Source organism: Polyangium jinanense, assembly GCF_028435265.1.
Taxonomy (GTDB): domain Bacteria; phylum Myxococcota_A; class Polyangia; order Polyangiales; family Polyangiaceae; genus Polyangium; species Polyangium jinanense.
In genome coordinates this window covers 26,962-52,215 of sequence record NZ_JAGTJK010000046.1, presented here as the reverse complement: position 1 = coordinate 52,215, position 25,254 = coordinate 26,962, and the positions used below count along the sequence as shown (strand labels likewise).

The 25,254-nt window shown below is 67.9% G+C and carries 24 protein-coding genes and 2 pseudogenes; 12 read left to right on the top strand and 14 right to left on the bottom strand.

The features are described 5' to 3' along the window. Positions 1–229 precede the first annotated feature (229 nt). Complete coding sequence (locus tag KEG38_RS43185; protein WP_272426606.1) at positions 230–1,372, top strand: hypothetical protein; 1,143 nt, start codon at positions 230–232, stop codon at positions 1,370–1,372. Positions 1,373–1,658: 286 nt separating this feature from the next. On the opposite strand, the gene KEG38_RS43180 is transcribed toward KEG38_RS43185, so the two are convergent. After that, entirely contained in the window at positions 1,659–1,898 is a 240-nt protein-coding gene (locus KEG38_RS43180) for a helix-turn-helix domain-containing protein (RefSeq protein ID WP_272426605.1), read from the bottom strand. Between the two features lie 134 nt (positions 1,899–2,032). On the opposite strand from KEG38_RS43180, the gene KEG38_RS43175 reads away from it, so the two are divergent. Next, positions 2,033–2,362, top strand: a complete 330-nt coding sequence (locus KEG38_RS43175; RefSeq protein ID WP_272426604.1) for a hypothetical protein — start codon at positions 2,033–2,035, stop codon at positions 2,360–2,362. A 311-nt stretch (positions 2,363–2,673) separates the two neighbouring features. On the opposite strand, the gene KEG38_RS43170 is transcribed toward KEG38_RS43175, so the two are convergent. After that, positions 2,674–3,810, bottom strand: coding sequence for an FAD-dependent monooxygenase (locus KEG38_RS43170; protein ID WP_272426603.1), 1,137 nt, complete (start codon positions 3,808–3,810; stop codon positions 2,674–2,676). A 132-nt stretch (positions 3,811–3,942) separates the two neighbouring features. Here KEG38_RS43170 and KEG38_RS43165 point away from each other — a divergent pair, with 132 nt between their 5' ends. Next, a complete protein-coding gene (locus KEG38_RS43165; protein ID WP_272426602.1) occupies positions 3,943–4,866 on the top strand; it encodes a TetR/AcrR family transcriptional regulator in 924 nt (307 codons plus the stop codon). Between the two features lie 999 nt (positions 4,867–5,865). Here the strand turns inward: KEG38_RS43165 and KEG38_RS43160 are convergent. The 3 genes from KEG38_RS43160 to KEG38_RS43155 form a co-directional block, all read right to left on the bottom strand. Beyond that, positions 5,866–6,399, bottom strand: a complete 534-nt coding sequence (locus tag KEG38_RS43160) for an RNA polymerase sigma factor (protein WP_272426601.1) — start codon at positions 6,397–6,399, stop codon at positions 5,866–5,868. After that, positions 6,356–6,643, bottom strand: coding sequence for an RNA polymerase sigma factor (locus KEG38_RS56240; RefSeq protein WP_372518236.1), 288 nt, complete (start codon positions 6,641–6,643; stop codon positions 6,356–6,358). The genes KEG38_RS43160 and KEG38_RS56240 overlap by 44 nt, the downstream gene beginning before the upstream one ends. 509 nt (positions 6,644–7,152) lie before the next feature. Continuing rightward, on the bottom strand, positions 7,153–7,479 hold the full coding sequence (locus KEG38_RS43155) for a hypothetical protein (RefSeq protein ID WP_272426600.1): 327 nt from the start codon (positions 7,477–7,479) through the stop codon (positions 7,153–7,155). Positions 7,480–7,722: 243 nt separating this feature from the next. Here KEG38_RS43155 and KEG38_RS43150 point away from each other — a divergent pair, with 243 nt between their 5' ends. Further along, the gene (locus KEG38_RS43150) at positions 7,723–8,694 is read left to right on the top strand and encodes an AlbA family DNA-binding domain-containing protein (protein WP_272426599.1); all 972 of its coding nucleotides are present in this window, start codon (positions 7,723–7,725) and stop codon (positions 8,692–8,694) included. A 42-nt stretch (positions 8,695–8,736) separates the two neighbouring features. Here KEG38_RS43150 and KEG38_RS43145 read toward each other — a convergent pair whose 3' ends face one another. The 4 genes and pseudogenes from KEG38_RS43145 to KEG38_RS56235 all read right to left on the bottom strand — a co-directional run. After that, positions 8,737–10,062, bottom strand: a complete 1,326-nt coding sequence (locus KEG38_RS43145) for a hypothetical protein (protein ID WP_272426598.1) — start codon at positions 10,060–10,062, stop codon at positions 8,737–8,739. A gap of 15 nt (positions 10,063–10,077) precedes the next feature. Further along, positions 10,078–10,596: a hypothetical protein gene (locus KEG38_RS43140; RefSeq protein WP_272426597.1), complete on the bottom strand. Its 519-nt coding sequence runs from the start codon at positions 10,594–10,596 to the stop codon at positions 10,078–10,080. 2 nt (positions 10,597–10,598) lie between these two features. Further along, positions 10,599–11,555, bottom strand: coding sequence for a hypothetical protein (locus KEG38_RS43135; RefSeq protein ID WP_272426596.1), 957 nt, complete (start codon positions 11,553–11,555; stop codon positions 10,599–10,601). Further along, a pseudogene (locus KEG38_RS56235) lies at positions 11,556–11,693 on the bottom strand (plasmid mobilization protein); the annotation flags it as partial. It abuts the gene before it with no gap. Positions 11,694–12,796: 1,103 nt separating this feature from the next. Between KEG38_RS56235 and KEG38_RS43130 the strand changes: the two are divergent. Then, complete coding sequence (locus tag KEG38_RS43130; protein WP_272426595.1) at positions 12,797–13,885, top strand: RES domain-containing protein; 1,089 nt, start codon at positions 12,797–12,799, stop codon at positions 13,883–13,885. Positions 13,886–14,336: 451 nt separating this feature from the next. Here the strand turns inward: KEG38_RS43130 and KEG38_RS43125 are convergent, their stop codons facing one another. From KEG38_RS43125 to KEG38_RS43115, 3 genes are all read right to left on the bottom strand, one after another. After that, positions 14,337–14,771 (bottom strand): hypothetical protein, encoded by a 435-nt coding sequence (locus tag KEG38_RS43125; RefSeq protein ID WP_272426594.1) that lies wholly within the window; start codon positions 14,769–14,771, stop codon positions 14,337–14,339. Positions 14,772–14,881: 110 nt separating this feature from the next. Further along, the gene (locus KEG38_RS43120) at positions 14,882–16,927 is read right to left on the bottom strand and encodes a virulence-associated E family protein (RefSeq protein WP_272426593.1); all 2,046 of its coding nucleotides are present in this window, start codon (positions 16,925–16,927) and stop codon (positions 14,882–14,884) included. A gap of 283 nt (positions 16,928–17,210) precedes the next feature. Beyond that, positions 17,211–17,483: a hypothetical protein gene (locus KEG38_RS43115; protein WP_272426592.1), complete on the bottom strand. Its 273-nt coding sequence runs from the start codon at positions 17,481–17,483 to the stop codon at positions 17,211–17,213. Between the two features lie 550 nt (positions 17,484–18,033). On the opposite strand from KEG38_RS43115, the gene KEG38_RS43110 reads away from it, so the two are divergent. The 3 genes from KEG38_RS43110 to KEG38_RS43100 all read left to right on the top strand — a co-directional run bounded on the left by KEG38_RS43110 (position 18,034) and on the right by KEG38_RS43100 (position 19,952). After that, positions 18,034–19,122: a hypothetical protein gene (locus KEG38_RS43110; protein WP_272426591.1), complete on the top strand. Its 1,089-nt coding sequence runs from the start codon at positions 18,034–18,036 to the stop codon at positions 19,120–19,122. Between the two features lie 151 nt (positions 19,123–19,273). After that, on the top strand, positions 19,274–19,525 hold the full coding sequence (locus tag KEG38_RS43105; RefSeq protein WP_272426590.1) for a hypothetical protein: 252 nt from the start codon (positions 19,274–19,276) through the stop codon (positions 19,523–19,525). After that, positions 19,512–19,952, top strand: a complete 441-nt coding sequence (locus KEG38_RS43100; protein WP_272426589.1) for a hypothetical protein — start codon at positions 19,512–19,514, stop codon at positions 19,950–19,952. Before KEG38_RS43105 ends, KEG38_RS43100 begins: the two co-directional genes overlap by 14 nt. 620 nt (positions 19,953–20,572) lie before the next feature. Here the strand turns inward: KEG38_RS43100 and KEG38_RS43095 are convergent. Next, entirely contained in the window at positions 20,573–20,785 is a 213-nt protein-coding gene (locus KEG38_RS43095; RefSeq protein WP_272426588.1) for a hypothetical protein, read from the bottom strand. A gap of 237 nt (positions 20,786–21,022) precedes the next feature. On the opposite strand from KEG38_RS43095, the pseudogene KEG38_RS56230 reads away from it, so the two are divergent. Continuing rightward, a pseudogene (locus KEG38_RS56230) lies at positions 21,023–22,108 on the top strand (tyrosine-type recombinase/integrase); the annotation flags it as partial. A 146-nt stretch (positions 22,109–22,254) separates the two neighbouring features. Here the strand turns inward: KEG38_RS56230 and KEG38_RS56225 are convergent. After that, positions 22,255–22,641, bottom strand: coding sequence for a site-specific integrase (locus KEG38_RS56225; RefSeq protein WP_372518235.1), 387 nt, complete (start codon positions 22,639–22,641; stop codon positions 22,255–22,257). A gap of 864 nt (positions 22,642–23,505) precedes the next feature. Between KEG38_RS56225 and KEG38_RS43085 the strand changes: the two genes are divergently transcribed. The 3 genes from KEG38_RS43085 (at position 23,506) to KEG38_RS43075 (ending at position 25,249) form a co-directional block, all read left to right on the top strand. Then, entirely contained in the window at positions 23,506–23,916 is a 411-nt protein-coding gene (locus KEG38_RS43085) for a hypothetical protein (RefSeq protein WP_272426586.1), read from the top strand. Between the two features lie 39 nt (positions 23,917–23,955). Further along, entirely contained in the window at positions 23,956–24,090 is a 135-nt protein-coding gene (locus tag KEG38_RS43080; RefSeq protein WP_272426585.1) for a hypothetical protein, read from the top strand. 148 nt (positions 24,091–24,238) lie between these two features. After that, complete coding sequence (locus KEG38_RS43075) at positions 24,239–25,249, top strand: VOC family protein (RefSeq protein ID WP_308216897.1); 1,011 nt, start codon at positions 24,239–24,241, stop codon at positions 25,247–25,249. Positions 25,250–25,254 lie beyond the last annotated feature (5 nt).

The following is a 25,254-nucleotide window of genomic DNA, read 5'->3' as shown; positions in this document are numbered from 1 at the left end:
GAGGGTGGGTGTGGGACGGTGGCAGCGCCGCGCCGCCAAACGATAACTAGGGAGCAGACGGCCCCCTGATCGTCTATCCCCTTGTGCACGTTGTACGTCCCATCCCCACCAAGTTGAAACACGGCGAATGGACGCCCTTCGGGTGTCTCGAGCACGATCCGGCGCCGCCCCGTCGGAATCGTGCTCGCCCGCTGGGCGCACCGCCGCCGTCGTGCTGACCATCCCGGCCATGGTGAATCGCCCGATCGTGTACGCATCCATCCTGACCTTCCTCATCGCGGCCTGCGCAGCCAGCTCGAGCTCCCCGGGCACGACGGGAGGCGGAGGCGACGGCGGCACGGACACGGGCAACGTCTCGTCGAAGGGCGAGCAGGCGAACGGCGCGTGCCCGTCGTCGCCCGCCGAGCTCCACGGCACCAAGCCCGGCGGCGAGAGCTGCTCCACCTTCGCCGACTGCGCGCCCGTGTGCTGCAACTGCGCCACGAGCGGCGAGCAGTTCCTCGCCGCCGCGTGCATCGACGGCGCGTGCGCGGCGGCAGGCAACGCCTGCCAGGCCGTGGAGACTCCCACCTTCTGCGGTGGGGGCACAGGCGGCGGCGGCGGCGCGGGCGGCGGCGGCGCGGGTGGCGGCGGCACGGGCGGCGGTCCCGTCGACCCCGAGTGCGATCCGCCCATCGACGGATGCTGGCAGACCTGCCTTGCCAACGACACCAGCCCGTCGACCTGCGCCTCGCAGTGCCCCATCGGCAACGGCGTCGGCTGTTATGCCCTGTGCGTGCAGAAGGGCACCTCCGCCTCCACCTGCGAGACCATTTGCGGCACCGACACCCCGTCGGCACAGGGCGCCTGTTACGATGTCTGCATCGCCGACAGCACGTCGGCATCCACCTGCGAGATCATCTGCGGCACCACCACCGCCTGCGGTGAGCGCGGCTGTTACAAGAACTGCGCCGCCGACGGCACGAGCACGTCCACCTGCGAGACCATCTGCGGCACCACCACCGGCCTCGGCCAGTACGCCTGTTACCAGCTCTGCGCCGCCAACGGCACGTCGTCGTCCACCTGCGAGACCATCTGCGGTCTCGGCACCGAGTGCGCCGAGCTGGGTTGTTACGAGAACTGCGCCGCCAATGGCACCTCGACCTCCACCTGCGAGACTATCTGCGGCACGAACTCTGACTGCGCCATCGTCGGCTGTTATAAGTTGTGCATCGCCAATAATACGTCGACGTCGACCTGCGAGACCATCTGCGGCACTTCGGCGGGGACGTGTAATGCCTGCGGGACGTCGCAGACCCCCAAGGACGCGTGCTACGCGCTGTGCGCGCACAACGGGACGTCGACGTCGACGTGCAGCACGATCTGCGGCTGAGGGAGGAGCTGGGTGGGGCCCCACGCGCGGCTCGGCCGTAGCCTGCACTCGCCCCACTGTTACCCCAACGTAGGCACCGAAGGGTCTCAGAACGTCGCGTTGTGGTCAGCTTCAACTCGCCCCCTCGATCTCGCAGAACGGCCGGGGCATCCGACCACAGGATCTACAACGTGTTCATTAATCCCGCGTAGGGGTAGGCGAAGTGACGTTGAGGTAGCGCCACCGTCGCATCCCCTCCCGCCTCGAAGCGCGACGATGACCCAGGGGTGGGCATCGGGGGTTTGTCCTACTTCCGTGGCAGCCTCGCTTCGACCTCGGAAACCAGGCGCGTCATCGTGGTCCCGAGCGCCGTCGCGAGGGCCTGGACGACGTTCAGCGACGGATTGCGCTTCCCTCGCTCGAGCAGGCTTACGTACGTGCGATGCAGATTGGCCCGATCTGCCAGCTCTTCCTGGGAGATCCCCACCTCGATCCGGACTTCGCGGACCACTTGCCCGAAGATCTGCTCCAGCCCGTTGCCAGCCACCTTGACGGTCGACGGTCTGCGAGTAGAGACTGGGCGTCTACAGACTATAGTCTGCAAGAAGCGCCGCCCCGAGGGACCTGGAAATCCCCCGGGGCGACTTGGCCGCAACCCCGTTACGAGCGGAGTCGCAACCCATGCCCATCATCGGTCGTCCTGCCATCGCAGGGCAAGAAGGCACCGATCCGTCCGTCGAGGATACGCACGATCAAGACCCGGACAGCGTTCCCGCTGTCCTCTCGAACGATATGCAGGAGCGCGTGCGGAGCGCGCTCGTCGCGTACGCGCAGGGGAAAGCCCAGCATGCCGTGGCGCAGACGCTCGGGTATCCGCGTGGCTACGTGGCCGCGGTCCTCGACGGCAAGCTTCACGTGACCGTCCACTTCGCGGGTGGGCCTGCGCAGCCCGGGGTGGGAGAGGCGGCGGAAGGCGCCCCCGAGGGGGCGGAGGGGCCGCCTAAGGCCTGACCGACCAACGAAGGCGGAGGGCGCGCTCCAGGCCGGGGTCTGGGTCAGGGGTTTTTCTTGGTCCCGTTTCCCGGCAAGCCGGGTGGGTGTCGCGAGTTCGGGGACCCCGGGTTGAGCGCGCCCTCCTGAGACAAGGTTTGTCCCGGGACGGGGCGGATGTCCAGAAAAACCGACCGCAGCCGGATCGCGCTCGTGACACCATCCGCCTCCTGCTCCGACGCTTGGGCTCCCAAAGGAGCATCCGATGAGATCATGGTGCGAATCGGACGGCCACCAGACAATGCTCACCGCCGCTCGCTGACCAGCCTGGTTCAGACGTACGTCGGCAATGTGACGTCGCTGGCCGCGCTCGCCGTCATCCGCTCGAACACGCCGGCGAGCGGGCGGGATGTGAGCGCTCGGTACATCGCGTTCCGGAGGGCGATGGCCGCGCGGGATCGCGGCGCGAAGAATGGGCCCATGTGGCGCGCGGTGGCCTGGCAGCCGCGCGCGTAGCCCGCGATGGTGGCCTCGTAGCGTGCGAAGGCCCGCGCGTGATCGGCCTCCCTCGCGAGCTCGCCAGCGAGCACGTACGCGGCGACGACGGCGACGCCCGTACCCTGGCCCCCGATGGTGGCGCCGTAACCCGCGTCGCCGAGGAGGACGACGCGGCCGCGCGACAGCCCGTCGACGTCAACGCGACTGATGGTGTCGGTGTAGAGGTCGCTCGCGCCGTCGAGGTACGGGAGAAGCCGCGGCACCTCCCAGCCCATGCCGGTGAAGCGCGTGCGGAGCGGCTCGTTCGAGGGGGTGAAGACGAGCATGACGACGGCCTCCTCCACATTCCGCGTGCTGCTGACGACGACGGCCCTCCCGGGCTCGCTGTAGACGAGGCCCCTCCGCTCGAGGCCGAGGAGGTTCGGCATGCGGAACGTGGCGACGGAGTGCCCGTGGTGACGCACGTAGCGGCGCTCCTCGCCGAACGCGAGCGCGCGGACGCGCGAGTGGAGGCCGTCGGCGCCGACAACGAGATCGAAGCGGCGCGGCCGTTCGCGCTCGAATGTGACGTCGACGCCCCCGCCATCCTGCGCGATCGAGGCGATCGAGTCGCCAAAGACGTATTCGGCGCTATCGCGGCTTTTCTGGAACAGCACGTCGACGAGATCGCCTCGCTCGATTTCGAGCTCGCCGCCGGCGAACGATGGCGGCAACGTAAAGACGACACGACCCCTCGCGTCGACGAATTGCAGCGCGCCCATGTGCGTACGCCGCTCCGCGAGCGCCTCGAACAGGCCCATCTCGCGCAGAACGCGCATGTGCACGGGGCCGCGGAAATCGACGGCTTGCCCTCCGCGCCGCAGGGCGGGGGCGCGCTCGACGACGGTCACGGAAAAACCCGCGCGGCCGAGCCGGCACGCGAGCGCGGGGCCGGCGATACCTGCGCCGGAGACGAGGATGCTACGAGCCATGGGACCTCCTCGCGTGCGAGGCACGCCGAGCCGCGCGCACCACACGCGGAGCTGCGTGCACTGTACGCAGCCCAGCAGGATCGTCGAATGAATCCTCCGCAATTCGCAAAGATTCTGTGCTAGTACAGGGCGATGGATCGCGCGGGGGCCTCGCAGCGAATCGTGGCGGAGCTCAAGCGGCAGGTGGCGACCGGCGCCCTCCCGCCGGGCGCGCGGGCGCCGTCGACGCGGGCGGTAAGCCGGCGCTTCCGGGTGGCGCACGCGACGGCCGCGAAAGCGCTTGCAGCGCTGTGCCAGGAGGGTGTGCTCTTGGCGAAGCCGCGGGTCGGCCACGTCGTCGCGCCGCGGCAGGCCCCGGCGGAAGAGGGCCTCGGCCGCGCGAAGATCGTGCGGGCGGCGATGGCCATCGCGGACGCGCAGGGAGTCGACGCCCTGTCGATGCGCGCGGTCGCGGCGGTGCTGTCGGCGCCGCCGATGTCGCTCTATCGCCACGTACAGAGCAAGGCCGAGCTCGTCGCCGCGATGGTCGACGCCGCGTTCGGCGAGCTCCAGCTGCCGCCGCCCGCGCGCTCGTGGCGCGAGGGCCTCGAGGTCTCCGCACGCGGGCTCTGGACGCTCTACCAGCGCCACCCATGGCTCGCCCACGTGATGACGGTGACGCGCCCGCTCACCCAGCCGAACGTGGTCGCGTTCGCGGACTGGATCTTCCAAGCGCTCGAGGGCTCGGGCGTCGACGCACGCGGGCGCCTCGAGCTCCACCTGCTTGTCTTCAGCTACGTGCGCGGCGTCGGCGTCGATCTCGAGGCCGAGCGGCGCGCCGAGGCCGAGAGCGGCGTCGACGGGGAGCACTGGAACGAAGCGCAGGCGCCCGTGTTCGCCGAGCTCGCGAGGTCGGCCCGCCACGCGAGCTTCTCGTCGGTGCTGCGGGACCTCCGGGAAGGCTTCGACCTGAGCCTCGACGCGCTGTTCGAGAGCGGCCTCGCGGCGCTCCTCGATGGCATCGAGCGACGGCTCCCCGCGCCCCCGGCCAGCTCGCCACGGGCACGGACGCGGTAGTGCTCCCGGCAAGCGGGGTCTTCCTTGTTGCCCCACTGTTGCCCCAACCGATGCACCGGACGGTCTCGAAACGTCTCGTCTCGGTCATCCCCAGCTCACACCCTCGATCTCGCAGAACGGCCGGGATCACCGCTGTTTTGCTGCTGATCTCCGTGTGGTTCGAGGGTGCTGCTAGAAGCTACCTAAGCCGTTTCCTAAACCGAAGGTCGCAGGTCCGATTCCTGCCGGGGGTGCCAATGATTCCGCGGGGTTAGCGCTTCCTACCGCGCTGCCCCGCCGAACTCTCGGAACCCGTTGCCCCACTGTTGCCCCCACCCCGTTTGCCCTCGGAGGCCAGGGTGAGCCGGCGGGCGGCCTCTTCAAGGTCCTCCTTGAGGTGATGCACGCAACGTTGCGTGGTGGCCAGGTGCTTGTGACCTGCCATCCGCTGGACGACGTGTACGAGCCCCCCCACCCGCAACCACATCGTGATCGCGTAGTGCCGCAAAGGATATGAGATCGAGCCGATCGACCTCGAACCCGCGGAAAGCGAGCCCGAGACCGTCGAGCCCATCGAGCCGATCGGCGAGCGTAACCCCGCGATTCCTGGTCGCTCGACAGAATCCCGACGAGAACCCAAGGCGATCACGGCCCCCCCGTCGAGCCCTCTCGTCCAGGCGACCGCGGCCGTCCGTGCGATGCTCGACGCGGCGCTTGCGTCGGGTGACATCGAGGGCGCGCGGCGCGCTACGGTCGCCCTACAGGCCCTCCTCGGCGAGCCCCCGCCCGCTGGCCAGGAAGCGCCGGCCTCGGCGGTGAAGAGCAGCCGCAAGCGCCGGAAGGCGTAGGCCGCTCCCATGGCCCCGGGCGAGCTCGTGAGGGTTCGCCCGGGGCTCACCCCTTCCCGATCCCCCTGCACCATGTGCGCGTCGCGCCGAGCGGCGCGCGCTCGCGGCGTAGCCGACGCGCGAGGAGCGCCGCCGCAGCGCGCCCGTTATTGCGCGGCCGTGCTCCCGTGGATCATCTCATGATCGCCAGCAAGTCACGCGCTCGAGACAGCCTGCTTTTGGCCGTGCCGAGCACCACGCCGACGGTCTCGGCGGTTTCGCTTGTCGTGCACTCGAGCGCGTCGAGCTCGACCACCCTGCGCAGGTTCGGAGGCAATCGCTCGACCATCCGCAGAGCTTCGCGAGCCTCGAAACGGAGAGCGGGATCCCCCCCGCGCGAGGGTGTTTCGTCTGCCGGGCCCCCACCGCTCCACCTTGCGCTCCGCCGATAGCGCCGGGCGGCCCGGACTGCAAACGCCGCGATGAGCGTCCGTGCCGCGTCCACGTCGGCCTTCCCCTCGATGACGCGGATCCGTCGCTCCTCGGAATAGCGCCAGAATGCAAAAAGCACGTCCTGCGCCAAATCGTCACGGTCGGCAGCGATAACGCCTACCCGGCGAGCAATGCCGCAGACGTAGGGCCGAAGCTTCTCTAGATCGGATTGATCCAGCGTGATCCGTTCGCTATGCTTGCCCGTCTCTTCGTTGACCACCCATTGCCGTTGCATGGCGTCCCTCCGTTCGTTTCAGCCGTTCTTGTCCAGCGTGCAATCGTTTCCAAGCGGTAGCGCGCGAGGTCTCGAGCCTGCGTGCTATCTCGTCGATCGAATAACCTTCGAGGTGGAGCCGCAGCGCGGCGCGCTCGACGGGCGGCAGCCGTTCGGCGCGGTCACACCATTGCGCAAGCTCGGCGCGCTCCTCGGGCGAGGGCGACGGGTCGAGAGCGCACCTTTGCAGGTCTCTCCCTGGCATGAGCACCTCGACCCTATGACGGGCGAGGCGTCGCCAATTCATCGATAGGAACCACGCCGTTCGCATGAGCCATTCGGCAGGGTTACGCGGCGCTCTGCTTAGCTGGGAGTATTGCAAGAACACACGTTGCGCGAGGTCGTTCGCGTCGGCCTTATGCACACCGAGCCGGCGCAGCTTCGCGACAATTCGCGGCCGTTCTCTGGCAAAAAGGCGGACGAATCCCGCCCCGCTCGCGCCCGTCGGGCGCTCGGGTCCCTTGCGCTGCATTGTGCATCGCTCCCGGCCGCGTAGGACGGCCCAGGCTCGATTTACGAGCGGCCGTGGCCCGGTGGCAAGCGCATTTGCGTACGACGAACGTTTTTCCTGGCCACGTGTTGCACGATGACGATATGCCACGCCGCACGCATGCAGCATTGATTGCGCATGTTTGCGGCACGCGGACGCGTGAATCGCCGGTGATTGACAGATATTCGCGGGGCTACCGTCGACGAATATCCGGGCGGCCGTCCCTATGGTCGCGCTGAGGCCGAGGACCAGGGCGCCTCGCGGCCGTCCTCGCGCGTCGAGCCGTGCCGCCCGGGGGAAGAGCACGAGCACGAGCTCGCCGCCGTCCTCGCGGCGCTCGCGGCGCTCGCCGAGGTCATGGTCGAGCAGAACGAGGCCGAGGACCAGGCCGCCTCGATGCACGGCGCTCGCGGCCGTCCTCGCGCGTCGAGCCGTGCCGCCCGGGGGAAGAGCACGAGCACGAGCTCGCCGCCGTCCTCGCGGCGCTCGCGGCGCTCGCCGGGGTCATGGTCGAGCCGAACGAGGCCGAGGACCAGGCCGCCTCGATGCACGGCGCTCGCGGCCGTCCTCGCGCGTCGAGCCGTGCCGCCCGGGGGAAGAGCACGAGCACGAGCTCGCCGCCGTCCTCGCGGCGCTCGCGGCGCTCGCCGGGGTCATGGTCGAGCCGAACGAGGCCGAGGACCAGGCCGCCTCGATGCACGGCGCTCGCGGCCGTCCTCGCGCGTCGAGCCGTGCAGCGGAAACCAATGGTGCTTCTCCTTGCCAGGATGCTGCCGCCACGTAAGATCGCACTCGTGATCACGCCTTCTCAACTACAGGCACGCGTTCTTCAGGTGGTCGACCTTGTACTTGAGGGCCGAAAACCAGAGGATCAAACGGTCGAGTTAAAGAGCAGATGGATCGAGCCGATACACAAAATGGCCCGACATATCGCGGCTCATGCCAATGCATCTCGAGGCAATGACATTTTGTGGATAATCGGCGTCGATGATGACGGCCGCAAAGTCACCGGTGCAGACGGGAAAGAAATCTCCAACTGGTATAGCCGGATGGTCTCCGAATTCGAGCAAAGCGTAGCTCCAGAGTTGTTGTTGCACCGCGTATGCATGCACGAGCAGGGACCCGTTGTTGCAATGTTGTTTTCAACAAGCGCGGCGCCGTACGTCGTGCGCATCCATGATAAAGAAGCGGGTGGCTTCCAGCCTAAGCATGAAGTTCCGTTCCGTCAGGGCAATTCGACACGCACCGCAACGCGTACGGATCTGCTGCGAATGCTCGCACCCCCAGCGTTGCTACCATCAATGGAACCACTCAATTGCAGCTTGCGGCTTTATCCGGGGCGCAGCCGAGGACTTCCAAACGCGATAATTCAAATGAATGCATTTGTCTCAGCGCCCAATGGCGCCAAGCTAGCTATGCCATATCACAAATGCTTCGCCAGGATAACTTCCCGCGACGCGATCTGCCACAGGTCTCTTTCGTTTGCGGCCAAAGGATTTCGATTTCTGCCATGTGAACAAGGGGATCCAGTTCAGTCGGTGGCAATCGTGGACAGGGCCGCATATATTCAAGCAATCGTCGAAGCGGAAACCGATTGGTCGCCAGATACTCATGACTCAGTTCATCTGGTCATGAGTTTTGGGTTCCCAGATACGGCGCTCACGCTGGATCATCATATGCCGCTTCGCCCGCAACTCGGCGGCGGCAAGAATAGTCGATTAAGTTGGGCGTGGCTCTCTCGGCACGAACAGGAAGCAATAGAATAGCTGTGCCGCGGAGGATTGATTCTATGGCGGACCGCAGGCACTTTACAGATACGGTCCGCGTTCGCGCGCCTCAGCCGCATTGCGCTCGTCCTCGGCCCGCATTGCCGCGAGCCTCGGATCCGTCCCCCGTCCCTGCTTCTCCTCGTATTCGAGCGCCGCCCGATCGCCCTGCGCCACGAGGCGCGCATGATCGGCGCGGAGCATCGCCCGGGGCTTCCCGCCCGGATCGCGTAGAAGCAAGCGCGCCCGCTCCTCGCTGGTCAAGGTCCGCCCGTGGTTTCCCTCGTGCACGCGGCACGTGCTCATGGCCCAATTCGTCGAGAGCGCTCGCATGATCGCCATATCGATCGCGTACGCGCGGCGCTCGATCTCGGCTCGGTCCTCGGCGGTCGCTCCGAGGAACCGGCCGAGGATCACGGCCGCCTCGGCGAGCTTCGGATCGACCGGCTCGAATTCGCTCCCCACCTTGCGCGCATCGACGCCGGCCTCGTGCGCCTCGGCCGCGAGCTCGCCGAGCATCCCGCGCGCCTCGCGTTCCAGCTCGCCCGCGAGCGCCAGCATGGCGACGGCCGGCGCAGCGTGCGCATACCAGCGCTCGACATCGGCGAGGGATTCCAGGACGGCGCGAGCGGCGGCGCGGCGCTCCTCGGCCTCGGCCTTGATCTCCCGGGCCCGATGCGGCTCCGCCGCGAGCGCTCGCCGATCGCCCGCCTCCCCCGCGTCGAGAGCGGCGAACACCTCGGCGCGCAGCGCTCCGGCGCGGGCCCGCGCCTCGCCGAACGCCTTGCGCGACATGTCGAGGATCACCGCGAGCTTCGGCCCGGGGTGCGTCGCGACGTAGGCCGCGCTCGCCTTTTGCGCGTCCTCTCCGGCCCGCACGATGCGCCCCTCGGCCTCGGCTCGATCGGCGTCCGCGCGAGCCCCCTCGAGACGCGTCCGCGCCGCCGCGAGCGCCGCGCGGGCCTTTTCGAGGGACGCGCCGGCCGCGTCATGCCGCCGCGAAAAGGACGCGAGGATCCCAGCGGCGCGCGCCTCGGCTTGCTGCGCCGCCGCGAGCGTCGATGCCGCGCGCTCGTCGTCGGGAGCCGAGGCCGCGACGTCCTCGGCCTCGTGCAACGCTCGACGGGCCGCTTGATGCGCGCGTTCGGCCGCTTCGCACGGCATGCGGGCCGCCGCGAGCGCGGCTTGCGCCTCGGCCTCGGCGCGCTCGCATGCCATCACGGCCGCCTCGGCGCGCTGGACCTCGAGAGGGGGCGGCGAGGGGGAAGCGGGCGGCAATGCCGGGCGAGGCCCGGGCCCACCGGGCGCGGGCGCGGGCGCGGAGGTGCCCCCGATGGCAGAGAACAGACGACCGAGAGGGTTTTTCATGGTGAACGCTTCCTTTCATCGAGCGCCGCACGCGGGCGGCGAAACACTCATTGCGGCGGCTCGTTCGGCTTCCGCGATGATCGGCGATACCGTGGGCGGAGAGGGCGCAGCGACGCAGCGCCGGCACGTCTCGGCGAAGAGCCCGGCCGTGCGCGCCGCGAGCGCCGGATCCTTGCGTTTCGCTTTGACCAGCATCGGGGCGACGATATTGATCACGAGGTGTTCCTTTTCGATGCTCCACCCCGCCATGCGGTAGGCCGCGCCGAGGACGTGCATTACCTCGTGACAGACGGCCTCGGGCCATTCCCGTAGCTGCCGCATCGTGCGAGGCCTACGAACGGCGATCCTGGCGCTGCGCGCATTGCGGTCGACGGTGCACAACCCCGCCATGCGTTCGCCCTTCGCCGGGTATCCCGCGCCCGCGTCGTTGCACGGATATCGAAGATCCTCGACGTGGCGCGCTTCGATCGTCCAGTCATCGAGGCCGAACGCCTTTTGCCAGAATGCCACCTCGGCCGCGAGGTTCGGGAGCACGGTCAACCCTGCCTTGCGGTCACGAGGCGGACCGCGGTGATCGTTCGTCCGGACGCATCGATCGGCGCGAGGCCGCTCGCGTCGTCGCCTGCCTCGGCCGCGAGCTCGCCGCGCGTGACGAGCACGAGCACGGCCGCGCGCGCTTCCTCGAGGGACACCCCGCCGACGTGGACCTCGAGGACGAGCACGGGCGCGGGGATCGGCGCGGAGGGATCCAGCGCCGCGAGGGACCGCGCCGCCGCGAGGACGGCCGCCGCTGCTTCGGAGAGCTCCGGGGCATCATCGAGGCGCGCCTCGTTCGCAGGGACCTCGGCGAGCTCGTGCACGGACGCGGGCGGCGCGTCGAGAGCGTGATCCGGATCGGCGAGCGCCGCGAGGACGGCCTCGTGAGCCTCGCGCGTCGCGCTCGCGGCGAGCGTCGGAAGCGCCGGCCGGGCATCGAGAGCTTCCTCGGCCTCGGCCGGCGCAGCGGCGGCGCGAGGGGACGCCGGGCGGCCCGGATCATCGAGGCGCGCCTCGTGCTCGCCAATCGGCTCGCGCGGCTCGCGGCGAGGCGCCTCGGCCTCGGCGGGCGCGGATGGGAGACGATTGGCCGGACCGGCATCGAGGGGAGCGGCGGGCGGCGCGGCTCCGTTCGTCTCGACAGACGGGCGCAGCGGGCGCGCCTCGGCGAGCACGGGCGCCACCTCGAGAGACGGATCGGCGAGGGGTGCGCTCGTCCCGATCGTTCGGCGCGCAGCGGCCGAGGACGGGCGCCTCGGCGAGCGCGGAGGGGGGCGCGCATCGAGGCTCACGACGTTGCGGCACGCAGGCGCCTCGGCGAGCGCGGGCGCGGAGGATGCGCGCAGCGGGATCGGCTCGCGCGGCTCGCGCGGCCCGGCATCGACGGGGGAGACGCGGCGAAGGGCGCGAGGCGGCGCGGGCGGCGCGTAGCCTCGGCTGGACAGATGGCCGAGCATCGTGCGCCGGGCGTATTCGTTCCTCGCGATCCCGGCTTCCTCGGCCGCAGATTGCAGCGCCTCGGCCTCGGCCCGCGTAAGCCGAAAGGATACGAATTCGGAGGCCGGCTCACTGAAACATCGTCGGGGGCGGCCCATTGTGCACGCGGAGCATAGCAGCGCGGCGCGATTACGGCCAGCAGCGAGGAGCATCGACACGAGTTTTTCGCGAATATCGTGCACGAAACGAGCGGCGATAGGGTGACGGGCGCCGACGTTCACGGACACGAACCGCGCGAAACAGCGAGATCCGCCTCGCTTTCAGTGTTCACGACGATTTCAACGCGTCGAGGTCTTCGCGGGAAAGTCGCCTCCCTAGCGCCTGCGTGTCCCTGGTACTGTTTTCGAGGGTGTGCACAGTGGCCAGCCTAGCCAAACTGTGCAAAGCGCTTCGGCCAATGGTCGCGAGGAGCACGAGCGGCGGCGCGGGGTAGGGCGCCTCGCACTGGCAGGAGATTGGCCAGAGATTGGCCAAGGATTCCCCAATGGTTTCGCTGGAGTGTCCAATCGGCCAATCTGTCCAAGGGGTCCCGCAACATCTTCCACGTGCACACGTGCGTACCGTGTGCGCGCCTCCCCCCGAGGGGAGCGTGTAGCGTGGTCTTCTATGTGTGCGCGTACGCTTATGCTTGGACACATTGGACACGTGTGCAGATGAGGCGGGATCGCAAGGCTTTTTGCGGTGTCCAATCTCTGGCCAACCTGCGGCCAATCTCCCAAGACTGGCCAAGGGGAGCCACGGGAAACGCCGCGTTTCCGGACCTCGAGAGCATCGAGGGGGGGCGAGCACGAGCGCCGCGAGCACCCTGCCAACCGTACCCCCTCGCCGATGTCCCCCCGTCCGCGCAGCGGCGGCGCGGAGCACGAGCGGCGCCTCGGCGCGCGCATGGTCCTTCAGCGCCGCGCGTACCTCGCCGAACGCCAGCGGCCCCCAGCGCCGCGAGGACGCCCGGTAGCAGCTCCCCACGGGCGCGAGGTCCCCCGTCCCCCGTCGATGCGTCCTCGGCCCGGTAGCAGGCGACCGCGAGCCGATCGGCGAGCGCCGGCAGGCAGAGAACACCCCGCGCCGTCTCCGAACGCGAGCGCCGAGGAGCTGCTACCGCGCCCGCCTCCAAACCAAGGGCCGCCGGGAAGCCGGCGGGCCGCGTTTCTTGGCCTTGCCGGGCAGTTCGATCGAGCATGCATCGAAAGGAGATCTCCCCATGCCGACCCTCGAAGAGTGGTGCCGATCCGATGCTGCGCAGCTTCCGAAACAGCGCAGCGAAGACCACTTTCCCCAATATCTGGAGAGAGTATTCGCCGAGCACAAAACGGCTATGACTAACCTCTCGGGCTCACCACTCGAAGCGCGCATTGCGGCAGAAGCAGCGGCTTTCGAAGAATTGACATCCGGCATTCGTCAGTGCGTCGACGAGTATCTCGAAGGGCGTCCAAGCAACGCATATCTTACATTTGCCAAAGCAATGTCCCAAGTATCACGGCATATTCAATCGATGAGGGTGTTCCCGGCACGCAATGGACTCCCATTTGCGTTTCGCATGCGGACCAGCGTCGAGCCCAAACGGTGGTCCTCGGAAGAGCTATTCCACATACCATTTGAGAAACGTGGCCGAGTCTCTTCACAACGCTACAGCATTCAAGGGCTACCATGTTTGTATCTCGGCACGTCGACGTACGTTTGCTGGGAGGAGATGGGACGCCCACCATTCGCTTCCGTCTATGTCATGGCGCTTCGGTTTGCCGATCCGGAAAATGTTCATGTGCTGGACTTGGCTAATGTTCCTCGCCGCCTCGTTTCAGAAGTAGAAAAGCTTCGGCAGGATCCTGCCCAGACTGACTTGGAAAATTACATCGTAGCAAATGCCGTTTGCTGGCCACTTGTAGCAGCGTGCTCCACGATAGCTAAAGAACCTAGTGCGACATTTAAGCCGGAATACATTGTCCCGCAACTACTGCTGCAATGGGTCACGCAGAATACTGCTGTCGATGGTATTCGATATTGTTCAACGAAGGTGGGCAATCGAACGAGCCCCCACTTGGGCACAAATTACGTATTCCCTGTGCGCTCGTTGCAGTCGAAAGGGTATTGCTCGAAGCTGTGCAGCATGTTCCGCGTGAGTCCCGTGGTCAATTGGGAGACACTGCTCGCATGCCCCCCTGGAGGCTATACCATATATAGTCTTGGAGACCATATCGAGGCTGCTCCGGACGCCTTGTCGTGGTATACGACTACTACCTTTGCCAAGGTCGATGGAATGCTTCTCGAGTATGAGGGAAAGCCCATATGCTAAAGAGCACTTGCTGGCTGTGCTCGCGAACGGCTCGGCGAGATGCGACAGACGTCCGCCGCTTGCGTCGCAGTCCGCCCCTGCCGCGCCCGCTCGAGCTTCGTCCTTCGCGTTCATCCCGCCCGAGCGCTGGGATCGTCCTCGTTCGCGCTCGCCGTCCGCCTCGGCCTCGCGTTCGGCCTCGCCACGGTACGCTCCCCACGTCTCCCCCCACGACGCGCCCACGGGCGGCGCGAGCTCGTGCACCTTCACCCCGCGAGCGGCGAGCCGGCGCGCGAGCTCGTACCCATGCGGGCGCGGGATCGACACGTACACACGATCGCCGGGCGCGAAGGGCGATGCATCCAGGGGGAGCCATTCCAGCCACGGGACGACGTATGCGACGGCCGCCCGCCCGCGGGCCTCGGCGAACGCGAGCAACGCGAGCGCGTCCAAGGCGTCGGCGACGAGCACGCTACGCGCATCCCTCGCCGGCTCCTCCGCGCCGATCCGAAGCAGGCCACGCGCGTGCCGCCCGGGGGGGCCATATCGTGACCGGGTAGCGCTCGTCCGGTGGTAGGAGCGAGCGCCGGGCGAAGGTGCGCTTGTGCTCCTGCTCCGCGCCCGCCTCGGCCGTCCAGGGGATCAAGAGACGGTGCGCGGGCCACTGCGGGCGCATGCCGCCCGCGTCGAGCCGCGCGAGCCCAGCACCGACGAGCTCGGCCGTCGAGAGCGCACGCGCGAGGACATCGAACGCAGGGAGCGCCGTCCACCCCGCGCGGCGCGCATGGCCGAGCAACCCCGCACGGTCGAGAGCGCGCGCGACGGGCGCGCCCTGCTCGCTCTCGAGGGATCCGAGGCGGGCGAGGGTGTCCAGCACACGAGCGAAGGGCGCATCATCGAGGCGCACGCGCGGCGAGGCGGAAGCAGGCGATGGGCGCGCGGGCGGCCGTCTCCCCGACGTCGAGCCCCGTTGCGACGCCGGGCGGCGCGGAGGGTTCCCATATCGGCCGCCTTTCGTCAGCACGTGCAACCCCCTTGATCCATGTCTGCATGCTCGCAATGGCCATTGCGGCAAATCGGTCGACATTCGCAGAGCGCGAAGGGACAGCCGTTTTTGCCCTTGGCGAAAACGTACCGCGGCAACCTCCCGGCGTGCGCCGCTTCGTCAGGATCGAGCCAACGCACGACATGGCGACCCGGCAGAGCGACGACGGCAAAGCTCTGATAATGGGCCTCGGCGTAGGATTGCCCTTCAGGCAACGGCTGCAATCCGGCCGCGGCGATTGGGTCGCGTCTCCAGTCGTGCGGCTCCGCGCCCGCGTCCTCGTCCTCGCGCGGTAGCTGCGCGCCCGCCTCGGCGCTTGCGGGTTGCTTCGGAGGCCGCTTGTAGACGGTCTCCCTGCGGCCGTCGCGGCGCTCGCGACCGTCCCTGCTCCACCCCGCGCGAGTGAGACACGTAGCGGCCCGGATGCTCGCCCCGTGGTCCATTCTGGACGCGTCCAGCCGGACGGCGCGCTCCAAAACCTCCGTGATCGTGACCTCCTTGCGCGGTGGCTTTTCCAGGTAGGCGTCAATCAAGCCCTGCCACGCATCGCCGAGGCGGCGTGCTTCGGCCTCGGCCGCGCACAAGGCTTTTTCCTCGGCTGTCTCGGGCCACCATCGGCGCGTTGCTTCGTCGCCCTGGTACCATTGGACCGCCTCCGCCCATAGCTGCTCGCGTTCGGCCGCGAGCTCGCCGAGGTCCGCCTCGTGCGTGCATAGCACAGGCCAGAACCGCCGGTTTTCGTCGTCGCGGAGATACGTGCCCAGGGCGTTCGGATTGACCGTGCCCGCGAACACGCAATGCCTCGGCGCGGTTTCCGCCGCTTTCGCATAGGGTCGGCGGTAGTAATCCTCTTGCGTCGCGAGGAACGCCTTGACCCTGGAGATCTCGGCCTTGTGGATGCCATCGAGCTCGGCCATCTCGACGCACCAGCGCCCACGAAGGACCTCGAAACGGTCTTTGCTACCCCAGTCGATCGACGCGTCGGAGAACCATTGCGCGCCGAACAGGGTGCGGAGCGTCGTGCTTTTCTTGAGCCCCTGAAGTCCCTCGATGATGATCATCGTGTCCACCTTCTCGCCGGGGCGCATCGCCCGAGCCACGGCCGACACGAGAAACCAGCGCGACACGAGGCGCACGTACTGCGTATCAGACGCGCCGAGGTGACGGATCAACCACGTCTCGAGGCGTTTTTCGCCGTCCCATCGAAGGCCGTGCAGCCATTCGCGGATAGGGTGGATCCGGCGCTTTTTTGCCACAAGCTCGGCCGCCGCGTAGCATTGCCCTGGGGTCAAGTCGAGCTCGTACCGGCGCACGAGCCACGCCTGTAGCTTCGTGACGTCCGTCTCCGTCCACTGGGATAGCTGCGCCCCGTCGTCGTCGTCAGGATGCCAGGGTGGAGACCGCGTGCACACGATCGCACAGATGAACTCGTCCCAGACCAGGACACCGCGCCACGATTCGTCGTGAGTTAGAATCGTAATGGCATTCGCCGGGACGTGCCGGATCTTGCGGCTGTCTCGTGTGTACGTGTACACGAGCGCGCTGCGCCAATCCCCCGGGGGATGGTCCGGCGCTTGCCGCTGGGATCGCTTGTGCCCGCGGGCCGAACCTTGCGCCTCGGCGCGTTTCGAGCCGCGAGGGGACCGGGCGCGCTCGCGAGCCTCGCCAGGCGGGCGGCCGTCGTCGTGCTCCTCGGCAGGCGGGCGCGATGCGTCCGGCCGGCTCTCGACCTTGGCGGATTGTTTGCGGCGCGGAGGGACCTCGAGAGCATCGAGGGGGGACTCGTTCTGCGCCAATTGTTCCGCGCCCGCCTCGGCCTCGCGGGGCCGGATCTCGTCCGGCTCGACGTGCGCCTCGTTCGGCTCGCGCGTGGTGTGCTCGGCCGTCCCGACCGGCGCGCCCGCCTTGGCCTCATGCGGAAGCTCCCCAGCGTCGGCCGGGCGACCGTCGAGAGCATCGAGGGAATGCTCGTCCTCGCGCCGCCCATTGCATTCGGGCTCTGATTCTGCTACTTTCATGGTGTCTCGACCATTCGCGGCCGTCCGGTGTGCTCCCGGGGCGGCCGTTTTTCTTGGTATACGATCCCAGCGCGCACGATCGCCGCTCGCGCGAACCATCGCAGCGCGCACCTTTCCCGCTCGCGCCGCCCTCCTTTCGACGCGTCCCCCTGGCATTATGATTGCGAGGCCGCGAGCGCCGCCCGGCATCGAGGCCGAGGACGCTCGCACCTCGCGTTCGTTCAGGCGAGCGCCGCCGCGCCGCCCGGCATCGAGGCCGAGGACGCTCGCACCTCGCGTTCGTTCAGGCGAGCGCCGCCGCGCCGCCCGGCATCGAGGCCGAGGACGCTGCGCCGGCCGTGCTCGCGGTGTCGGTTGCCGTGAGCCGATCCAGGACCGCGCCGAGCTCGTCACGGACCGTGGACACGTTCGCCCGCGCAGCGCGCAGCGCGTCGCGAGTCTTTCGGGACATGGGCTTGCCCTCAAGCGCCGCCCGCGCCGTCTCGGGGTGTAGGTCTGCGACGGCCGCGAGCAGATAGACGCGCCGCCGCGTGTCGGATTCCAACGGAGTAGCCATGGCCGAGGTTTTTTCACAAGCTCCCGGCATTAGCAAGAGCACTGCGAGCACATTGTGCGGCACACAATCGAGCCTCAACGCAATGCAATCGCGGGCCGTCCCCGCGACGCATACCGCTCGATTGGCGAGGGGTACCGCGCGATTGCTCCGCCGAGGTCCGAACCGGCGAGCCGTCGGAATCTTGCCCCCTCTGCCGGAAGGCAAGCGGGCGCACCGAGGACGCGCCGCCCGGCGTCGCACGTCGAGACGCACCCCGCGATCCTCCTCGGCCTCGGCGCGGGCCGATCGGCGAGGCTCGCGCCGCGAGCTCGTGCACGTCGAGCCGGCGCTCGTCCTCGGCCCGCTGCGCCCATGGTCCGCGGTCCCTTGGCCCGGCGATCATCGAGGGCGGCGCGGAGCACACTCGTCCTCGGCGAGCCGCGCCGCGAGCTCGTGCACGTCCGCCGATCGCAAGCGCCCGGCCTCGGCCGCTACGAGCTACGCCCGGCCGAACCTCGGCCCCCTCGCCGAAAACTTGGGGATCTCGAGGACGGAACGCACGATCCCGCACATGGCCAAGGGGAAGGCGAGCACGAGGAAGCAGGGCAAGGGCGATGCGACGCGCGAGGCCGCGAGCGCCGCGAAGAAGAGCGCCGCCGCGAAGAAGAGCGCCGCCGCGAAGAAGAGCGCCGCGAAGAGGAACGCGAGACAGGCGAGCACGCGCAACCCGCCCGATGCGCCCGCCGTGGCGAGCGTCGAGCCTAATGCGAGCGCGCCGCACGATGCGCCGGCCGGTGCGCATATCGAATCGAAAGCGGGCGCAACGCACGAGCAAGCGCCGGTTACCCAGGAAGACGCCTTTACCGCTCAAATCGAGGAAACCCAGCGCCTTCTGCGCGAAGTGCTGACGTTCTTCGGGCCCAACTTGATCCGGCTCTCCTACGTGCCAACGGCGAGCGAGAGCGAGGCACTTGCACGCCTCGGCATGACTCCAAAGGCGACGAACGACCCACAAATCAGGCACCGACGCCATATCCACACGATACGGCGGGTCGTGCTGGCTCAGCGCATCCTTTCTCACCTCATGCTTGCCATCAAAGAGAATAACCACGCGGCATGGCTAAGACTTGAGCATGCGGCAGAATCCTTGGAATGGAAAGGCACGCCTCCCCAAAAGGATCTTTTCGTCTATGCCGTACTGGACGCGATCCGCGATGCGCGGGAGGAGCTAAGCCGTCTCCACGGCTTTGGGCATCTTGCCCCGGGGTGGCGAGACCTCGACAAGAAGGGCGGTCGAAAAAAGAAGATCGTCCCCGGCCACGGCGAGCCCTTGCAGCGCGAGACGATCGAGCAGGTTCGCGCCCTCGCGCTGAGTCTGAAAGAGGACCTGGAGAGCATCGACCGACGATTCCGCCACGTCGCGATCGAGCGCTTGGATGAATTGCTCCAAGAGAACATTACCGTTGAGCGGTTCGCCGGATATCTGATTGCAGAGTGTGGCGCGCTTGGATACCAGCTACCAAAGGAAAAGCTGATTCGCACGATCGGAACCATGCAATACAACCGCGAAGCGGAGCGGCGCGAGAATGCGGAGCGCCTCCGGGCCGAGACCCAGGCCGGTCGACCCCAGCGAGACCCCAATACCGACCCCGACCCCTAGATCGTGGGAATGAATGCCCAAAGCGGGTTTGGGCACCCCATGTAAGCCGCGATTCCCCAAAGCCTCTTTGGGCATTCCTGGCCGCGGGTCTCGAATGCCCACGGGCGCATTGTGCATAGGCGGGGGCGCAGGAATGACTAGAACACCTCGCATGCACCAAGCGCAACGCTCCAAGATTCCCCGCGCGCAGGGTGTCACCCCGCCCGATGACGTGCGCCAAGCCCTCGGCGCTCTCGTGTCTGCCATCGGCGAGCGGGCGGCACTCGAGCGCCTCAACATCAGCCGTCAAACCCTCGCACGCGTGACGGGGGGCCTCCCCGTGCGCGTCGGGACGCTCGCCCAGGTTCGTCAGCAGCTACAGGCAAGCGCGCAGAAGGGAGGCGCCAACCATGGCAACGGATGACCCTCGGCCCGGCGATCCCTTGACCGATCTTGGCAACGCATTCGTGCGCTTCCTGAAATGGCTTGTGACGCTCGTCATAGAGACCGCGGCGCAGCACGGGAGACGCGACGGGCCGCGCTACTACGACCGAAAAACCTTCCCCTGGGGCGAACGGTCCTTCCAGCGGCTCACGGGGCAAGGGAAGCTCCGGAGCTTCAAGGCGCCCGACGGGAAGACGATCCTCGTGCTGCGGGATGAGGCTCACGCGTTCATCGAGGCGCAAGAGGGCGCGCCCCCGCGAGCGCCGCGCCCGCCTCCCTTCGCCCGCGCCGCGCCGCCCGTCGACGTGAACGCCTTATCGCCCGCCGAGGCGCACGAGCTCGTCATGGGTCGAGACCCGAAGCAGGGCCCGACCACGGAACGGAGCCCGCGCCCGCGCCATCGCTGATTCCGCCGAGGCGCCTCGCGCGAGGTCCGGACCGTCGAGACCTCGATCGGCCTCGTGCTCGCGCGTCCTCGGCCATCGTGCGCGCCCGTGGGGGGCGGGCGCGCTGGGATTGAAGCACTCGAAAGGGAGCGGCGAGGCGCACGCGAGCGCCGCCGCTGATATGCCATGACGAACCATACACGAGCGGCGCCTCGATGCGCGCCGCCCGAACGGACCGATCCGCCCTTCGCCCGTCGAGACATCGAGGCCGAGGACGGCCGCGAGCTCGCCGCGCTTCCGAACGGGCCACGCTGCGCGGAGCATCGCGCCGCCGCGAGCCGATCGAGCCGCACGGGCGAGCGTGCGCTCTCCGAGGCGCCCGCCGAGGACGAGCACGAGGCGGACCTCGAGAGCATCACCCCGCGCCGCCGCGCCGCCGCTGCGCCGGGCGGACATGCGCGCGCCGAGGCGCATCCGGACGAAGGGCGCGAGCGCGCCCCCCACCACGCGCGAGCCGATCGCCCGGACGAACCAAGCTCGAGAGCACCCCGACGCGGGCGCGCAGCGGGCGCGAGAAGATCGGCGAGGGGGGCGAAGCAGGGTTCGGGCGCTACCGCGACGCGGGCGCGAGCACGAGGCGCCTACGCGCCGCCGCGAGCCGATCGCACGGGCGCGCCGAGGCCGAGGCCGAACGCGAGCACGAGGCGGACCTCGAGAGCCCCCGCGAGCTCGCCGAGGTCCCCCCGCGCCGAGGCCGACCGGCGCAGCTCCGCCACGTCCCCCCACGGGCGCGAGGACGGGCGCAGCGTGCTCGATGCGACGCCGGGCCGCTCTCCCCTCGCCGATCCCGTCACGGGCGCCCCGCGCGCCGCCGCGAGCCAACCGAGCGGCCGAGGCCGGCCCTTGACGCCCGCCGAGGGGTGTGGTCGGCTGGTAGGGCAGTACAAAGCGGGCCTCCATGCATGATGGGACATGCACGGAGACCCTTGCCAAACCCCGAACAGAGCGAGGTTTGACCGTGGCTACCATACCGTCCATCTGGGCGAGATCCAGCGTTTTTCCATCCAACCGAAGCGCGGAGGTCCTGTAATATGGGCCGCCGTCGCACGGGTAACATATTGCTTGAAGGTGACCATTACGTGGCGCGCGTCCTTCTGGACGGCCGCTACGTGCGGATCCACCTCCCCCCGGGCATGTCCGAAGCTCGCGCCCGCGAAACGGCGAAGTTCTACACGGACAACCCCGACAAGGCGCGCGAACGGCTCGACCAGCAGGCGCGCGAGCGGAGCAAGGGCGCGCCCATTCCAAAGGGAGAGACGTTCGCTGCGTATTTCGAGCGGTGGATAAGGGACCGCGAGGAGCGAGGATATACCAGCATCAAGAGCGACCGCTCGGCCTTTACGCTGCACGTCGTGCCGACCATCGGAGAGAAGCCAATCGCGACGATAACGCGCGAGGATTTGGAGAGACTGGTCCAAGTCCTCGACAAGAAGATCGTCCAAGGCGAGTATTCGTGGCGCAGCGCGAAAAAGCTATGGCTTGCGGTGCACAAGCTGTTCAGGGATGCATCGTCGGCGAAAAACCTCGCGCTGCGCGTCCGCAAGGACAATCCAGCGCAGGGCGTCGTGGGTCCTGACTTGGGTACTCATCGATCGAAGGTGTACCTTTTCCCGAGCGAGTTCCTACAACTCGCGTCGTGCGAGAAAGTACCGCTCGAAATGCGCCGGCTGGCGACGCTTGCCATATACCTCTACTCCCGCATATCGGAGATCCTTCGTCTGCGGTGGACCGACGTTAACCTACAGGAGGGCGTCATCTATGTCCGCCGCAGCTTCGATAACGCTCGAAAGCAGGAGAAGGGGACGAAAACCAAGCGCCCGCGTGCCTTTCGCATCGAGCCGAATCTACTGCCCTTGCTTCACGCGCTGTACGCCGAACGTGACGAAAGCGGCCGGGTGATTCCAGTCTATGGCGGCCACATGGCCCGGCGCTTCCGCCTCGCCATGCAGACGGCAGGACTCGACCGGCCGGACCTGTACATCGCGGATGACCTCCACAAGCGAATGACGTTCCACGACCTACGTGCGACGGGGATTACGTGGATGGCCATGCGTGGGGATTCTACGCATGTCATCATGCAGCGCGCGGGACACCAGAACTTCAACTCGACGTTGATCTACATCCGCGAAGGTGAAGCGCTCCGGGGCAACGCCGGCGAAGTCTTCCCGCCCCTGCCCGCCTGCCTGCTCATCCCGGCCGGCGAGGGATCCCCGGGCGGCGGGAATCTGTCGGAAAACTATCGGGGAGGCACGACCCCGACGAGTCAAGTGTCGGTAAAATCAAGCGAAAGTGAACGCGAGGCGTATTGCTCTAGACAATACACCGACCACCCCCCGACCCCCACCTTCCGCCGCACCCTCTCAAACGCCTGCACGATCCCGTACTGCCCCCACGCCCTCCCCCGCTCATTCAGCGCCACAAACTCCTCCCGCCCCGCACCCCCGGCCCCCTCGACCCCCGCCAGCAACCTCCCCAGCTCCGGCGCCACCGGCACCTCCCGCTGCCCTGTCTTCGGCGTGTGCGTCTCCCCGTGCGACCGCCCCTCCCGCACGCTCACGAACCCGCCCACGACCTCCCCATCTCGCCGCAGCCGCACATCCCGCCACCGTAGCGCCCGCACCTCGTTCGGCCGCAGCCCCGCGTATGCCATCAACGCAAAGCTCACCCGATGCCGCTCACTCGCGGCCGCGAGGATCCGCTCGACCTCCTCGTCCGACGGAATCTCCAGAATGCTCTGCCCCATCGCCTTGAGCCGCGGCATCCCCTCGGGCATCGCGCGCAGGTACTTCCGCGCCACCGCGAATCGCAGCACCGACCGGATCACCACCTGCACATTGTTCCGCGTCGCCCGCGCGAGAGCGAAACGAGCACGGCGCATTCAACGCGGTCATTCACGTCCCGGAGGACATCGTCTTCCCGATCAAGCCGATCGAGCTCGGAGGCGTGCTCATGCGGCCGCTCGAAGTGGGGCTCTACGTGCAGCTCTCGCTCAACGGGATCGCGTTCCAGCACCACCAGCGGCAATCGGGCGTGAAGACCTGAAGGGGGATGGCATGAGCGTGGCGGAGATCGATAGCGAATCGAAGCAGAACGTCGTCGAGTCGGATCCGCAGTTCGGCCCAACGACACATTGCATCGTTATCATGGAGCAGCCGCCGCTGGTGGGGGACGAGCCTCCCCCGCTCACGCTTCGGGATGTCGTTTTCGGAAAGGAACGGTTGCTCGTCAGTCTGCCCGCCGTGATCGTGGGTCCCCTCGTGCAGAAGCGGCAGGTCGTGGCGATGGCGAAGTATCCGAGCCCCGTCGAACGATGGGTCTTTCGCTTCTGGAGTGGTGCGGGGCGGGCGACGGCGCGGGTCTGGTTGCATCCGGGGACGTCGCCGGTGACGGATTGCGGCATCTTCGTGGTTCGGCACGGATTGAAGAGATGAGCATTCTGATGGAGGAGGAGCCTGCCGAGGCGCCGGAGCGGATCCTCACGACCGCGGGGTGACTCTCGCTCGAGCTCGAATACGTGCCGCGGGTGGTCGCGGGCGAGCATTTGCACGCGCATCCGGAGGCGAAAGCGGCTCTCGCCATCGCCGTGCGAACGTTCGTGCTCCGGGCGATGCGGGACCGGCTGACGCTGGGACGCACGACGGCGATCCCCAGCGGGCAGCAGTTCCAGGTGTTCTCGCGGTACGCCGGCGGGGACTGCGTCGAGGCAGCGACGCGGACGCGGGGCATCGTGTTGCGTTATCAGGGGCCGATGATCCTCGCGAATCACGTTGCGGGGGCGTATTGGAACCCGGATGGGTCGCACGGTCCGGATCCAACCGAGACCGAGCGATGGGTGACGTACAATGCTGGGCGGCGAGGACGTGATGTCATTCCGACGAGTCTTTCGCTGCACTCGCACCCGGGAAACCGCGGCTGCGTGGGGTAGCATTGTGCTCATTGGCTGGCCGCCCAGGGATACGACCACGTGACGATCCTCCAGTTCTTTTACGGCGAGGACATCGAGTTTCACGACCTTGCCAGCGGCGAAAGCACGGGCCTCGGTCAGGTGCTTTTCGGTGTGCTGGCGCTGGCGGCTCTCGGAATTACCATGCGGAGGTAGCCGTGGCACTTCGGCTCGTGCTGGCCGGCGAAGGGCACCCGAGACCGCTCGTGTTGGCGTTTCTGATCGGGGGCGACCTCGATCCGAAGCTTCGGCCGGCGTTCGCCCGCCACCAGGTAGATTGACCACTCGGTCGGAGGTATTTAGGGTGGCCGACGTGAGACACGACATCGTTCGCATACACCACGTTGGCCACGTGGTCGACGACATGGCCGCCGCGCTCGCGCTCTACCGACGCCTGGGCTTTGTGGTGCCGCCACCCAGCTATCCCGCGATGGCCCGCCAGGAGGGGGCCGAGCCCGAGCCGTTCGGCGCTGCCAACACTCACGCCGATTTCCCAGGCAACTTCCTTGAGCTCGCGACCCGCGTGCGCGAGGGCGACCACATCCCGGCCGACGCAAAGCTTGTCCCTCTGCAGGCGCCGGCCGATGTGCTGCCGAAACTCGTCGAGCGGATTGCCACCACGAGCGCCAGCCTGGCCGTGTGCCTGGAGCGCTTCGAGGGCTTGCACATCTTGATGTTCTCATCGCCCGACATCGACGCGGTTGCCACGCGGCTGACCGCGTCCGGGATCGGGCACGGCGGGGTGAACACCGTGCGGCGCCCGGTGGAGACCGAGACCGGAACCGTGGTCGAGACCGTTCGCTACTTGGAGATCGACACGAGGCCGGGCTCGGTTGCGGAGGGACGGGTCGGCGTCGCCGCGGAACTCGATTCGCACATCCAGGGCGCCCGACAGTCAGACCACCCCAACGGCGCGGTCGACCTCGTGGAGGCCGTGCTTTGCGTCGCGGATAGCGAACTTGCGGCCGCCCAGGCCCGGTACCAGGACTACCTCGACCGGCCGATCCGGACGGACGGCCCGGCGCAGGTCTTCGACCTTGATAACGCGCGGTTGACCCTTGTGCCCGAATCCGGCCTGGCAACACTGTTGCCGGGCGAGCAACCCGCCGCACTGCCCGCCCTCGTCGCCTACACCGTCGCCGTGCGCGACATCGCCGCCACCCAAAACCTCCTGCGGGACAACGGGATCCCACTGCGCCGAACAGCATCCGGCGACCCCTTCGTGCCAAGCGCCAATGCCCTCGGCACAGCGATCATCTTCCGGGAGGCGCTACCCCCCGAACACGCCACAGTCCGGGGAACATGGCCGAAGTGAGGCGC